Here is a 13,876-nt window from a genome sequence, read left to right as displayed (position 1 = left end):
CCTCTCGCCTGTGCTGCGACTCGGACCCCGCGGCATTTCACGGCGGCCATCCGTTCAATGGTAACGTTATCAATATTCAGTCTGGCGCGCTCAAGCGCCACCGCAGAGACAACGAAGTCAACGGAATCAGGACGAAGCAGTGCCTACACCAGGAACGCAGACCAGGCCGCGCCGAGCCATCACCGCCGTCGCGACAGCGATCGAAGAAGGCATCCCCTCGATCCTCCTTGCGGTCACCGTCGTGCTGCTCTGTGCCGATGTCGCCGCGCGCTACATCTTCAGCAGTCCGATCCCGGGCGCCGGTTCGATCGCGATGCTGTGCTTCATCTGGATCACCTACATCAGCGCCGGTGGAATCGCCCGGCGGGGGCGCCACATCGTCATCGACGTGCTCGTCGCGCGCTTCCCGCAGCGTCTGCAGGCAGCGACGCAGCTGCTCGTGCAGCTGCTGGTGCTGGCACTGATCGGCTACGTGCTCTACTTCTCGATCGACGCCTTGCTGCACACGAGATTCGTTGAGGTCCCCGGCCTCGGTGTCAATCGTGGCGTCTTCACCGCCGCGATCGTGGTCGGCTTCGTGCTCATGGCGATCTACGCGATCCGTGACGTGGTGCATGCCGGGCGCGGCGTCGTGACCGGCGTCTTCGCTCCGGTGCAGGACGACAGCGACGACGAGTTCGCGTCGCTGGAGGCAAATGCTCCCGTCGGCGGCGGCTACGAGCCCCCGACGTCCGTGACGGAGGCCGTCTTCATCACCGAACGCCAGGCCGATGACAACGAGAAGGGAACACGCGCATGACCCTCGCGTTGCTGATCGCCGTGATGCTCGGACTGCTCGCCCTCCGGGTACCAGTCTGGGCAGCACTGCTGGCGATCTCGGTCGGGTACCTCGTGTTCGAGGGCGGCGGCGGTGGCCCTCAGGTCGTGCAGCGGCTGACGAGCGGCCTCGACTCCTTCCCACTCCTTGCTGTGCCATTCTTCATCCTGGCCGGCGTCGTCATGGCTGGGGGCGGGGTCGCCGAACGCATGATGGGCTTTGCGACGACGCTCGTCGGGCACTTCCGCGGCGGTCTGGCACAGGTCAATGTGCTCAACAGCCTGATGATCGGCGGCATGTCTGGTTCGGCGAACGCCGACGCCGCGATTGACGCGAAGATCCTCGTCCCGATCATGCGCAAGCAGGGCTACACCAATGCGTTCGCGTCAGCGATCAGCGTCGCCTCCGGTTCGATCTCACCGATCTTGCCGCCGAGCATCGGCCTCATCCTCTACGGCGTGCTCGGCGGCGTCTCGATCGGCGACCTCTTCATCGGCGGCGTCCTCCCGGGCATCCTCATCGCCATCGCGCTCTCCACCACCGTGTGGGTGCTCGCCCGCGTGCACAAGTTCCCGCGGGCCAACGAGCGACGCCCCACGCTGCGTGAGATCTGGCGTGGCTTCCGCCGCACCTTCGCCGCTCTGCTGATGCCCGTGCTGCTGCTCGTCGGCCTGCGTTTGGGCATCATGACCCCGACCGAGCTCGGTGCCGTGCTCGTGGTCTATGCGCTCATCCTGAGCATGTACGTCTACAAGACCATCACCTGGCGCGACATCCCGAGCCTGCTGCGTGAAGCCGTACTGATCACGGGTGTCGTGATGATCATCATCGCCGCCGCCTCGGTGTTTGCGATCGTCGTCGCCTACGAGCGGATCCCCGACCAGCTGTCAGGGTTTCTTCTGGGCATCTCCGACAACCCGATCATCGTCATGCTGATCATTAACCTGATCCTGCTGGTGCTCGGCATCTTCCTCGAATCATCGAGCCTGATGATCATCCTGGTGCCCGTGCTCGCCCCGCTCGCGGTGCAGCTCGGCATCGATCCCGTGCAGTTCGGCATAATCATCGTGCTCAACCTGAGCATCGGTTCGCTCACCCCACCGGTCGGCACGGTCGTCTACACGGTCGCCGCGATCACACGGGTATCGATCCCAGCATTCGTGCGGGCGTTCACTCCGCTGTTCCTCGCTCTGGTCGTCGTGCTGTTGGCCGTCACGTTCATCCCGGTGCTGTCGACCTGGCTGCCGGCGGTGCTCTAGCTGTACGGCGCCGGGCCGTTGGTGACGGCTCGGATCTTGCGAGAGTGTTCCTGCACTTGTTGCCGTTCGGCATGGCGCGGATCGTCGCCGCAGTCGCACAGGGGCGACCCGGCCGTGCGCGTCGCGGCAGAACTCGGCCGGGCGCGAGTGGATGCGGCGGGGCCGCTCCGGCTCGCGGTCGAGACGGTCGTCCCGGCAGGGACCATCTCGCGGATCCTGGCTCGTCACGGTGTCTGTCTCGCGCACGCAACCACCCCCCGCAGCGCGAGTACCAACCACGCGATGCCTCAATACAGCGAGCGCGGCGGGAGCGTTGCTCAGCCGGGTTGCGCGGTCGATCCGCGCACGATCAGCTCAGCGCGATGACGCAGGTCGACGACCTCACCGGCGCGGCCTTCCTCCAGCCGTTGGATCATGAGCGACGCCGCGTCGTCGCCTATCTGATCGACCGGCTGCGCCATGACGGTCAACGGTGGGTCGAGCAGGCGCGCGAGCGAGTGGTCGTCGACCGCGACGAGCGATAGGTCGGTGGGAATGCGCAGGTCGAGCTGGCGGACCGCAACGATCGTCGCTTCCGTCATGAGCGCGTCCATGGCAATGATCGCGGTGGGCTCCGACGACGACGGCGCCAGGCGCGCGCGGATGCGCGTCGTGGCCACCTCGAGGTCGGTGCCTGCCTGGACCGCGACGACTGTGCCGCCGGCGGCCCTGATGGTCTCCGACGCTCCCCGGACGCGATCGGGCGTTGAGCCGATGTCGTCCGAGTCGTAGATCAGGCCCAGTGTGCGGTGCCCGAGCCCGATCAGATGCGCCGCGGCATCGGCGCCGAGCGCGTAGTTGTCAACGGTGATCGAATCGATGCCACGGGCCGCAAGCGAGCGGTCGATGGCGACCACCGCCGTGCCGCGCTGCTGCAGCCGCTGCAGGTGCTCGTGAAGATCACGGTGCGCGGGGGCCACGATCAAGCCTGGACTCATCCGGGCGCGCATCGACTCGATGATCGAGCGCTCACGCTCCACCTGCTCGTATGAGCTTGAGACAGCGAGCACATACCCCGCCTGTTCGAGCGCGCCAGAGAGGATGTGCGCAATGCGCGCGAAGAATGGCACCCCGATGTTGCCCGGGAGGAAGTTCACGGTGCGGGTATTGCCAGAGCGCAGTGCCTGTGCGACGTGGTTGGTCTCGTACCCCAGATCAGCAGCAGCCTTGAGCACCCGCTCCTTGGCGCCAGCGCTGACGGAGCCGTAGTTGTTCAGGGCTCGCGCCGCGGTGGCCTGCGAGACCCCGGCGGCTGCGGCAACGCTCTGGAGCGTGACCGGCATCAGCGAATGCCCGCCGTGCGTGCGTCGACCTGCTCGAACGCCTGCCGAATGGTCGCGAGGTTGGCCGCGTGCGCAGCGGTGGGGTCGTAGATGTACGGCGTACCGAACAGCTCGGGGGTCACGAGTCCCTCGTAGCCGACCGCCCGCAGCTGGGCCAGGTAGTCCACGAGCGGTAGCTCGCCGTCACCCCACGCGCGATGGCCTCCGGGCGAGCCATCCACGAGGTGCACGTGCCACACGCGGTCGCCGAAGCGCGAGAAGTAATCCTCGATGCCCTCGCCGGATGTCGCCATGGCGACGGTGTCGAGTGCCACACCGAGGGTTGGGGCGTCGGCTGCGTCCAGCACAGCACCGAGCATTTCGATGCCGACGCCGAGATTCGACTCGTGCCGCTGCAGCGCTTCGAGCACACAGCGCAAACCGAGCCCGGCAGCGTGCTCGGCGATGTCATGGAGCTGCCCCGCCGCGCGGCGCTGAGCATCGTGGATCGGCTCTCCCTCCCAGCCCCATCCAGGGGTCAGGAAGACAAGGTCGCCGCCGAGTTCGGCGCACAGCTCGGAGGCGTTGCGGAAGAACCGTTGCGTGCGAGCGATGATGACGGGGTCAGCGCTTGCAACGTTCACCGGGTACATGATCTGTTCTGGCGTGACGCACGCGACTCGCAGTCCGCGGGCGTCGAGCTCGGCCTTCAGCGCGCGCACGGCCAGCACGCTCAAGTCGAACAGGTCAATGTGCTGAGCGATCCCCCACAGCTCGAGCTCGCGCCGGTCGAGGGCGACCATGTCGTCGAGCCAGCGCGTGAGCGGCACACGGTGGTACGCGAAGTTCGTGCCGGTGACGGCGTCGATGGTGAGCATGTTGGCCTCCTGCGTTCTGTTCGTCACGATCGCTCGGTCGGCACATACTCCTGCGCCGGCTCACGGTAGCGCGGCATGAGCGAGATGAGCGCGCGAGTCGGCCAGGCAACGCGCTTGCCCGCGCGCTCTCGTACGACGCGCCGCTGCACCGCTTTGCGAACGACACTGGCGCCGATGTAACGGAACGGCTCGGGGAACACCGTAGTGATGCGACCCGACTGGTCTGCGAGGGGGCTCCTCGACCATTCGTCGTCCACGTCCAGCAGGCGCGCGGCGAGCATCCGTGCCACCACGGGGATCTGCGCGAGCGCTGTGCCGGTCCACCCGACGCAGAACAGCACGTTAGGCGCTTTGTCGAGCGTGTCGATGATTGGAAGGTGACTCGCCGAGATGTCGATCGGTCCGCCCCAGGAGTAGTCGATCGCCACACCCTCAAGTCGCGGATACATGCGACGGAGCTCGGCAGTCACGTCCTCCTGCAGATGCGGGTTGTGATTGGTGCGCTGCCCGAGCTGGTCCTTGTAGACCGGCAGACCGCTGCCTTGTCCCAACAGCAGCCGGTCGTCGACGGTGCGCTGCAGATACAGCACCTGCATCTGGCTGTCGCTGATCGCGCGCCCAGCCTCGATGCCGATCTCGTCGAGCAGCTCCGGAATGGGCTCGGTCGTGACGACCTGCCCATCGACGGTGTAGACGGCGCGGTTGATCTGCGGGATGGATCCTGCCCACGCGCCGGTCGCGATGAGCACGCGGTTGGCGGCGACGCTCCCGGCTGCCGTGACGAGCGCGCTTGGGATGCCAGTGCGAAACTCGACGACAGGCGACTGCTCGAAGATGCGCACGCCTTGCGAGATGAGTCGATCTCGCAAGCTGCGTGAGAGCTTGAACGGATCCATCGTGCCGGAGAACTGCTCGAAGATCCCCTCGCGACTGGTCGCTGCGGCGCTGACCTCCTGCGCGCGTCCCCTGCCCATCGCCTCGAACGGCTCCTCGCCGATCGTCTCGAGCTCTGCAATCTTCTCGCTCCACCCTCCGTCGTGCGCCGCAGCGACGGAAACACTGACGAATCCGCCGAGCTGGAGATCCATCTCGAGCACACCATCTGCTTGCAACTCCTGCATTTCCGCGATGGCATCGCGGGTCGCGCGCGCGAGCCGGATCGCCTCGTTCCTTCCCACGACCGAGCGCAGGTAGTCGAGGCTGCCGAACCAAGTGTGCACCTGGCCGCCGTTGCGTCCCGAGGCTCCGGATCCACAGAAGTCAGCTTCGAGGATCACGACGTCGGCGTCGGGATTGAGTTCCTTGATGCGCCACGCGGTCCAGAGCCCGGTGAGGCCGCCCCCGACGATCGAGATTTCGGCATCGATGTCGCCCCTCAGCGAGGGAAGGTAGTCGGGGTCGCTCATCCCAGAGGATTGGATCCAGTACGATCGCTCCGTCTTCTCGGCAGGCACTGGCTTCCTCAGCCGGAACGTCTGTGACATCGATCAGCCTCTCATCGCGCATCTTCGTGGGCACCAGCGCCCGCGTGATAACGATATCACCAGGACGGCGCGGCTGGGCGGAGGGACCGCACACACCACCTCACCACACGTGCGCGAGGGCCGCCCGTGCTGCGGCGCCGGCGCACCCGGCTTAGACTATGCGCGTGGAGATCCGCGAGGCCCGTGCGTTCCTCGCGCTTGCCGACGAATTGCACTTCGGCCGCACGGCAGCCCGACTGCACGTGGCGCAGTCGGTGCTGAGTCGGCTCATCCAGCGGCTGGAAGATCAGTTCGCTGTGCAATTATTCGATCGCAGCACGCGTAGCGTGACGCTTACCCCGTCCGGCGAAGCACTGGTGGCGCCCGCACGCGAACTCGTCACGATGGCAGAGCGCATGCCTGAGATCGTTCGCCGCGCGAACGCCGGTGAGACCGGCCGGGTCCGCCTGGGGTTTGCTGGCGCTTCCGTCGGCCACCTGGTCGCCGAGCTTATGATAGCCACTCGCCGCGAACGACCGGGTCTCACGGTCGAACTCGAGAGTTCACAACTCTCGCGCCCGGGCTTGGAGCGGCTGCAGGACGGCGGCCTCGACGTGCTCGTGGGGCGCTGGGACTTTCTGCCACGCGAGATCGAGTCGCGCGTGATCGCGCGAGAGGATCTGCTGGTTGCGCTTCCGGCCTCTCACCGCCTCGCGCGACACCCGCAGCTCTCGCCGCAGCAACTCGTCGACGAGCCCTGGGTTGTGCTCCCGGGCGGCAGCGGGGCGACGCTCTCCCACCGATTGCATCTGCTCGGGCGCCACGGTCGGTTCGTGCCGCGCATCGTGCACACGGCACCCGACTCCGCCACTGAGCTGCTGCTCGTGGAAGCCGGAGAAGGGATCGCGCTCACACTGTCTGGCGTCCGCGACAGCCTGCCATCGCGCGGCATCGCGTTTCGGCCGCTCAGCGCAGACCTTGGCTCCGTCGCCGTGCGCCTCGCGTTTCGCTCCGGCACGACCGAGCCAGCCGTGCGCGCGGTCATCGACGTCGCCTCGCTCGCCTTCGCCAAGGACGAGTAGCCGGGTGGCGCGTCGGCACGTCAGCCGTTGAGCCACTGCAACACGCGCGCCCGATCGGCATCAAGTGCGGGCGGAGCCTGCGAGTAGTCGATCGTCGCGCGTTCATACGAGATCGGATGCCGCACAGTCGGCACCGCGGCGCCCTCGGGCCCTGCCATCGCGATCGGTTCCAACCCGAGCTCAGTCGCCAGCTGCACGCCACCGTCGACGCCCTGGATCGGCCCGCACGGCACGCCGACGCGTCGCAGGTCGTCGAACCAGGCATCCGCGCCCCTGGTCCGCAATCGCTGCACGAGGAGGGTGCGCAGCGAGGCACGGTTGCTGTTGCGCGCGGCCATGGTCCGATAGCGCTCGTCGTCGGCGGCCTCTGGCACGCCGAGCACCTCGCAGAGGCGCGCGAACTGGCGGTCGTTGCCGATGGCGAGGACGAGCTGTCGATCTGCCGTCGGGAACGGCTCGTAGGGGTACAGGCTGGGGTGCTCATTCCCCATCCGCTGCGGCACGACGTCGGCGGCGACGTAGGCGGACGTCTGGTTGACGAGTCCGGAGAGGATCGACGAGAGCAGGTTGGTTTCGATGCGGTCGCCCGCGCCCGTTACCGAGCGCGCTTGGAGGGCGCCGAGGATGCCGACCGCGGTGTGCAGCCCCGTGACAACGTCGACCAGGGCGGCACCGACTTTCGTCGGCTCGCCCGTCGCATCGCCCGTCACGGACATGAGCCCCGACACCGCCTGTGCGAGCAGGTCGTAGCCCGGCAGGTCCGCACCGCCTTTGGAGCCGAAACCTGTGACCGACGCATAGATGAGGTCCGGGTGGCGCGCCTGCAGGGTGTGCGCATCGAGACCGAACTTGGCGAGACTGCCGGGCCGGAAGTTCTCGACCAGCACGTCGGCACGATCGATGATGCGGTGGAGCAGGTCCAAGTCATCGCGTTCAGCGAAGTCAAGCGCGATCGAGTGCTTGTTGCGGTTGGCGGTGAGGTAGTAGGTGCCGACGCCATCCCTGACCGGCGGCACCCAGCCACGTGTGTCATCGCCTGCGGGGCTCTCGACCTTGATGACGAGCGCACCCATGTCAGCCAGGAGCATGGTCGCATACGGCCCGGCAAGCACTCTGCTGAGGTCGGCGACGACCAGTCCAGCAAGCGGTCCCGTCGCGCGCCGCCCGAAGAGCGACTCGAGCTCGGTCATGGCAATCACGCTCGTGCACCCTTGCTGTCGCGCTTGCCGCGCACGCTTCGCTCAGACATCGTTCCCCTTCTCGCACCTATTCGGCTCCCACTGTCGCCCACCCTGCAACCACGGAGGCGAACGATGCCGCAATCGCAATGATCGCTGGCCGTTTATGCACCAATGCGCAAGGCGGCCCCCCGACGCGGCACGCTAGGGACACCCCGAGAGAAGGAGTCACCCGTGAACCGTGATGCGAGCAGCGTCGTCGCCAACGCCAGCGATCTGCTGGAGCTCGACCATGAGCTGAGCGAAGCCGAGCTGGAACTGCGCGACGCCGTCCGCGCATTCGTCGACCGCCGCATCCGCCCGAACATTGCCGCGTGGTACGACCAGGGTGTGTTCCCGGTCGAGCTTGTGCCCGAGATGGCAGAGCTCGGGCTGCTCGGCATGCACATCGAAGGGTATGGCTGTGCCGGCAAGAGCGCGGTCGAGTACGGGCTTGCGATGCAGGAGTTGGAGGCGGGCGACTCGGGCATCCGCACGTTCGTCTCGGTGCAGGGGTCGCTGGCGATGTCCGCGATCGCGAAGCACGGCTCCGAGGAGCAGAAGCAGGAGTGGCTCCCGCGCATGGCTGCAGGCGAGGTGATCGGATGCTTCGGCCTCACCGAGCCGACCGCTGGCTCCGACCCCTCCAGCATGCTCACGACCGCGCGCCGTGAAGGCGATGCATGGGTGATCGACGGCGCGAAGCGCTGGATCGGCCTCGCCTCGATCGCGCACTTGGCGATCATCTGGGCGGCGACCGACGATGGCGTCCGCGGCTTCATCGTGCCGACCGACAGCGAGGGCTTCACCGCAACGCCAATCGCACAGAAGTTGTCGATGAGGGCGTCGATACAGTGCGACATCGCGCTGGAGGGCGTGCGGGTGGCGGCCGACGCCGTCCTTCCGGGGGCGAAGGGCCTCAGCGGTCCGTTCTCGTGCCTCAATGAGGCGCGCTATGGCATCGCTTGGGGCGCTGTCGGTGCAGCACGGGACAGTTTCGACGCTGCGCTCGATTATGCGCAGCAACGGATGCAGTTCGGCAAGCCGCTCGCTGGCTACCAGCTGACGCAGAAGAAGTTCGTCGACTGGGCGCTCGAGATCCAGAAGGCGCAGCTCGTCGCGTTGCACCTGGGGCGTCGTAAGGACGCAGGCTCGATGCCCCACCACATGATCTCGGTCGCCAAGCTGAACAACACTCGCGTCGCAATCGACATTGCGCGCGACGCCCGCAGCGTGCTGGGCGGCAACGGCATCACACTCGACTATTCGCCACTGCGGCACGCGAACAACCTCGAATCTGTGCGCACCTATGAGGGCACAGACGAGGTGCACACGCTCATCCTCGGCGAGCGCTTGACGGGCATTTCAGCTTTCCGTGGGTAGGTGTCCACGACGCGACCTGCGTCGGTCGGCTCCGGTCAACGTGGAGTGGTTAGCGCAGCGCGAGGCTGTCCATTGGGTTGAGTGCGAGTGAGGTGGCAATTTTGTTCGTGAATGCGCAGGCAGGCGTCGGCGTCGCCAAGGTGCGGTCGCTCCGCCGCCGCGCCGTCGCCCGTATCTCGTCGGGCCGCAACGAGCGGCCGTGACGGGCGCCCGCTCGAGAGAGGGGCTGGGACGCACGCCGTTGATCTGGCTGCGGTACGCACAGCTCGGCATCGTGGCCTTCGTCATCGACGGATATGCGCCGACCGTACAGCTGCTCGCGCGCGACCTCGACATCCCTATGGCGCTCGCGTCGCTGCACGCGACCGCCTTCGGCACCGGGTTCATCGTCGGCGCGCTCGTAGCGCCAGCGCTCGCGCGCCGGGCCACGAGGGCACGCAGCATTGTGATCGGCTCCGCCGGCATCGCGCTCGGCCTCGGGTGCTACCTCATGGCCAGCCACCTCGCACTCACGCTGCTCGGTATTGGCCTCACCGGCGCCTTCGCCACGCTCGTGCAGTCAAACGCGTTCGCTGACCTCTCCGACCAACCGCCCGTGGTGAGAGCGCGCCTGCTCAACGAAGGATCGGCGCTTTCGCAGATCGCGGGAGTCACTGCGCCCGTGCTCGTGGGAATTGCCAGTGCAAGCATGTTTGGCTGGCGAGCCGGCCTCGCGATGGCCTTCGTGCTCGTCGCTGGCTCGCTCATCGCGAACACCCTTACGTCACGCCGTGCCGCAGCTGCGCCGCCAGCCGCCGCCAGCGGCGAGCCAGGGCCACGAGCGTCGTTCGTCATTGTATGGATGGGCACTATCCTCGTGCTCGGGATCGAGTTCGCGACCGCGCTCTGGGCGCCTGTGTGGCTCCACGATGCCGGTGGCGTGGATCTCGCGCTCGCCACCGCGAGTCCGACCTTCATGCTGCTTGGCATGGTCATTGGCCGGCTAGCGCTTTCGCGTAGTCCGTCGCGCATCTCTCAGGATGCGCTGCTCCTTGGCTCGATCCTGCTGAGCATCGCGGGCTTCTTCGTGCTCTGGCTTTCGCCTTCCTCCATTTCGGGGCTCGCAGCGCTGTTCGTGATTGGCCTCGGCGTTGGAGGGCAGTTCCCGCTCTCGCTGGCGAGGCTCGTGACGGCATCGAATCATCGAGCCGACACCGCGGCTGCCGCGAGCACAATGGCACTCGGCTTGGCGATCGCGGCAGGGCCAGCGGCCCTTGCGCTCGCTGAGCAGTTGCTGGGGCTCGGGAGTGCCATGCTGCTCATCCCGGCCTTCGGCGTCGCTGCCATCGTGCTGGTGCTCGCGTCGTCGTTCGACCTGCCACGCAACGCCGCGCGGACCCAGACACGCGGCGCTTCATAGCCGCACGCCAGCGCGCGACCGCCCGGACCCCGGGCCGGTCCACGCTGCGATGCGCCCGTTGCGCACGGCGCTGCGACGCGTCTGTCGTACAGCGAAAATCGGAAGCATCAAGCGCGCGGATCGGGTGCTGGCAGCGGTTGGACTTTCGGTGCGCTCGCCGCTTGAATGGGAGCGCCGGAGGCACACCAGTGCTGTCCGGTGGAAGGCGACATGCGAATCGGCATCCTCACGTCCGGCGGCGACTGCCCCGGCCTCAATGCGGTGATCCGCGCAGCGGTGCTCACCGGGATCGTGCACCACGGCTTGGAATTCGTTGGCATCCGCAATGGCTATCGCGGTTTGGTCGAGGGTGACGTGCACGTGCTCAATCGAGCCTCGGTGCGCGGTACCTCGCGCATTGGCGGCACAATCCTTGGCACCAGTCGCACGAACCCGTACGAAGGTCCTCACGGGGGGCCGGAACGAATCAAGGAGACGCTCGCGCGGCTGGGCATCGACGCGGTGATGGCGATCGGTGGCGAGGGCACCCTCGCGGCAGCCAACCGGCTCGCGGACGACGGGCTACAGGTGGTCGGAGTGCCGAAAACGATCGACAACGACCTCGATGCGACCGACTACACGTTCGGCTTCGACACCGCGGTGCAGATCGCTACGGAGGCGGGAGACCGCTTGCGCACGACCGGCGACTCGCATATGCGCTGCATGGTGCTCGAGGTGATGGGACGGCACGCGGGCTGGATCGCACTGAACACCGGGATTGCTACGGGCGCGCACGTCACCCTCATCCCGGAGCAACCGCGCTCGATCGAATGGGTATGCGAGTACGTGCAGTCGGTCTACGACCGCCGTCGGGCACCGCTCGTGGTGGTCTCCGAGGGGTTCACACTCGAGGGCATGGAGGAGGCGCACTCGCACAAGGGCCTGGATGCGTTCAACCGGCCGCGACTGGGCGGCATCGGTGAGTTGCTCGCACCGATGATCGAAGAGCGCACCGGCATCGAGTCGCGGGCGACCGTCCTCGGCCACATCCAGCGCGGCGGGGCGCCGAGCGGCGCCGACCGTGTGCTGGCGACGCGTTTTGGCCTCGCGGCAGTCGACGCGATCGTCGATCAGGCCTGGGGCTCGATGGTGTCGCTGCGAGGCACCGAAATTGTGCGCGTCCCGATGGCCGATGCCCTCGGCGACCTGAAGCGGGTGCCAGAGCGCCGCTACCGCGAGGCCGAGATGCTCTTCGGCTGACACCGGCCAGTCGTCGAAGCTCTCGGTTGGTAGCGGTCCGCTCGAAGCGGCCGCGCGCGCGATCACGCCATCTGGCACAACGCCGACCGGCCCGGCGAGGGCGACGGGCGCCGCTCGCCGCCTTCTCGACCAACGAACCCTCGCCGCCAGCGTCACGAGACCCGCCGCCCGTCCCCGCCCAATACCCTGGAGAACGATGGACGAGAACCGCTACGGCCCCACCTTCCAGCGCAACGCGTTCGCGCCCGGCATCCTCGCCGCCTTCGCGCTCGTCGCCGCGCAGCTGTGGCTGGCGGGCGCGTGGGATGAGGTGCTGCGCTACGTGGTCGCGATCCTCGCCCTCATCGTGCTCTGGTACGCCGTGCAGGCGAAGCAGTGGTGGTGGGTGCCGGTGTTCGTGATCATCGCGGTGGTCTGGAACCCGATCATGCCGTTCACGTGGGAGGGCGCGACGCTCACCGCGGTCTGGTTCTGGGGCCACCTGGTGTCGGCCGCGCTGTTCGTCGCCGCCGGTCTCTCGATCAAGACGCCGCGCACCGACTGATCCCCCACGCCCGCACGGGGTGCCTCCGCACGAGCGCATCCGCCGCGTCCTAGGATCGCTTGGTGCGCACATATGCCGAGGTGCTTCGGGTCCCAGGGTTGCTGCGCATCATCATTGCCCAGCTGATCGGGCGGTTCCCGATCGGCATGTACTCGCTCGGCGTGCTCATGCACATGGAGCGCCAGCACGGCACCTACACCGCGGCCGGCCTCGTGCTCGCCGCGTTCTCGGTCGGCATGGCCGTCGCCGGCCCCTTCGTCACCCGGCTCATGGCCCGCTTCGGCACGGTCGCGGTGCTCGTCACGACCACGGTCATCTCCACCTCGGCCCTCTTCTCGATGGCGTCCCTCGATCTGCCCCTGTGGGCGGATGTCGTTGCCGGCGCCATCGCCGGAGCGGCCATGCCGCCGATCACCCCGACCGTCCGCACGCTCTACCCCCGCATGGTGCCGCAGCGGCTCCTGTCAGCGCTGTTCTCGTTCGACGCGGCGCTGCAGGAGATCATCTGGGTGTTCGGGCCCGTGCTGCTCGTCGCGCTCGTCGCGTTCATCGGCACTGGCCCGACGCTGCTGGTCGTGCTGGTGATCCAGGTGGTCGGCGCCGCCTTCTTCATCATCTCGCCGGAGGTGCGTCGGCTGCGCATCCCGCCCACCACCCGGAAGCTCGGTCGCGTGCTGCGGAAGCCCCCGGTGCTGCTCTCGGTCGTCGTCTCTGCCATGTTCATCGGCGGCTTCTCGGCCGTCGAGGCGGGCGTCGTCGCGACCTTCGGTGAGGGCGCGCTCGAGGCCGGCGTCGTGCTCGCGATCTCGGCGCTCGGCTCGCTGCTGGGCGGCTTCGCGCTGGGTAGCCGCGGCATCACGCCGTGGTCGCTCGGCATCCGGCTCGTGATCGTGCTGGCAGGCATGCTCATCGCACTGCCGATGAGCGAGGTCGTCGGCCTCTCGATCGCGCTCTTCATCGCGGGTCTCGGCACGGCGCCCGCGCTCGCGTCGTTCTCGGCGATCATCGCCGCCACCGTGAAATTCGCCGACACCCCCGAGGCCTACGCCTGGATCGGCACCGGCCAGCTGCTGGGCGCCGCGGTCGGCTCCGCGATCGCGGGCGTCGCGATCGACGCCATCGGCGGCGTCGGCGGAGTGTGGGTGGCGGTCGTGATGGTGGCGATCGCGGCCTCGATCGCCATCATCTTCCGACGCCACCAGCCCGACCTGCGCCACGGCATCGGCGACCCGCCAGACACGGCGCCGATCGAGCTGCCGCGCTGACAGCTGCGCGGCGCTCCGAGCTTTCCGCT

General features: G+C 67.6%; 12 protein-coding genes. 8 read left to right on the top strand and 4 right to left on the bottom strand.

Going from position 1 to position 13,876, the window contains the following annotated elements; translation table 11 throughout:
* Positions 1-139 precede the first annotated feature (139 nt).
* A complete protein-coding gene (locus tag ACJJVL_RS03850; RefSeq protein WP_405216994.1) occupies positions 140-799 on the top strand; it encodes a TRAP transporter small permease in 660 nt (219 codons plus the stop codon).
* On the top strand, positions 796-2,076 hold the full coding sequence (locus tag ACJJVL_RS03845; RefSeq protein WP_405216993.1) for a TRAP transporter large permease: 1,281 nt from the start codon (positions 796-798) through the stop codon (positions 2,074-2,076). The genes ACJJVL_RS03850 and ACJJVL_RS03845 overlap by 4 nt, the downstream gene beginning before the upstream one ends.
* A 317-nt stretch (positions 2,077-2,393) precedes the next feature.
* Here ACJJVL_RS03845 and ACJJVL_RS03840 read toward each other — a convergent pair whose 3' ends face one another.
* Genes ACJJVL_RS03840 through ACJJVL_RS03830 form a run of 3 tightly spaced genes read right to left on the bottom strand, consistent with a single transcriptional unit; the run spans position 2,394 to position 5,661 of the window.
* Entirely contained in the window at positions 2,394-3,398 is a 1,005-nt protein-coding gene (locus tag ACJJVL_RS03840) for a LacI family DNA-binding transcriptional regulator (RefSeq protein ID WP_405216992.1), read from the bottom strand.
* The gene (locus ACJJVL_RS03835) at positions 3,398-4,255 is read right to left on the bottom strand and encodes a sugar phosphate isomerase/epimerase family protein (RefSeq protein WP_405216991.1); all 858 of its coding nucleotides are present in this window, start codon (positions 4,253-4,255) and stop codon (positions 3,398-3,400) included. The genes ACJJVL_RS03840 and ACJJVL_RS03835 overlap by 1 nt, the downstream gene beginning before the upstream one ends.
* Before the next feature lie 23 nt (positions 4,256-4,278).
* Positions 4,279-5,661 (bottom strand): NAD(P)/FAD-dependent oxidoreductase, encoded by a 1,383-nt coding sequence (locus ACJJVL_RS03830; RefSeq protein ID WP_405216990.1) that lies wholly within the window; start codon positions 5,659-5,661, stop codon positions 4,279-4,281.
* A gap of 242 nt (positions 5,662-5,903) precedes the next feature.
* Between ACJJVL_RS03830 and ACJJVL_RS03825 the strand changes: the two genes are divergently transcribed.
* Entirely contained in the window at positions 5,904-6,800 is an 897-nt protein-coding gene (locus ACJJVL_RS03825) for a LysR family transcriptional regulator (protein WP_405216989.1), read from the top strand.
* A gap of 20 nt (positions 6,801-6,820) precedes the next feature.
* Here the strand turns inward: ACJJVL_RS03825 and ACJJVL_RS03820 are convergent, their stop codons facing one another.
* The gene (locus tag ACJJVL_RS03820) at positions 6,821-7,990 is read right to left on the bottom strand and encodes a CaiB/BaiF CoA transferase family protein (RefSeq protein WP_405216988.1); all 1,170 of its coding nucleotides are present in this window, start codon (positions 7,988-7,990) and stop codon (positions 6,821-6,823) included.
* Between the two features lie 222 nt (positions 7,991-8,212).
* Here ACJJVL_RS03820 and ACJJVL_RS03815 point away from each other — a divergent pair, with 222 nt between their 5' ends.
* The 5 genes from ACJJVL_RS03815 (at position 8,213) to ACJJVL_RS03795 (ending at position 13,847) form a co-directional block, all read left to right on the top strand.
* The gene (locus ACJJVL_RS03815) at positions 8,213-9,400 is read left to right on the top strand and encodes an acyl-CoA dehydrogenase family protein (RefSeq protein WP_405216987.1); all 1,188 of its coding nucleotides are present in this window, start codon (positions 8,213-8,215) and stop codon (positions 9,398-9,400) included.
* A gap of 199 nt (positions 9,401-9,599) precedes the next feature.
* Positions 9,600-10,799 carry an MFS transporter gene (locus tag ACJJVL_RS03810; protein WP_405216986.1) on the top strand — a complete coding sequence of 400 codons (1,200 nt, stop codon included), beginning with the start codon at positions 9,600-9,602 and terminating at the stop codon, positions 10,797-10,799.
* Between the two features lie 210 nt (positions 10,800-11,009).
* Positions 11,010-12,038: a 6-phosphofructokinase gene (locus tag ACJJVL_RS03805; protein WP_405216985.1), complete on the top strand. Its 1,029-nt coding sequence runs from the start codon at positions 11,010-11,012 to the stop codon at positions 12,036-12,038.
* A gap of 196 nt (positions 12,039-12,234) precedes the next feature.
* Positions 12,235-12,582, top strand: a complete 348-nt coding sequence (locus tag ACJJVL_RS03800; protein WP_405216984.1) for a DUF6804 family protein — start codon at positions 12,235-12,237, stop codon at positions 12,580-12,582.
* Between the two features lie 62 nt (positions 12,583-12,644).
* Positions 12,645-13,847 (top strand): MFS transporter, encoded by a 1,203-nt coding sequence (locus ACJJVL_RS03795; RefSeq protein ID WP_405216983.1) that lies wholly within the window; start codon positions 12,645-12,647, stop codon positions 13,845-13,847.
* Positions 13,848-13,876: the final 29 nt, after the last annotated feature.

Source organism: Agrococcus sp. Ld7 (genome assembly GCF_045064095.1).
Taxonomy (GTDB): domain Bacteria; phylum Actinomycetota; class Actinomycetes; order Actinomycetales; family Microbacteriaceae; genus Agrococcus.
The sequence above is the reverse complement of the archived record's forward strand: the minus strand, read 5'-3'. Positions and strand labels throughout refer to the sequence as shown.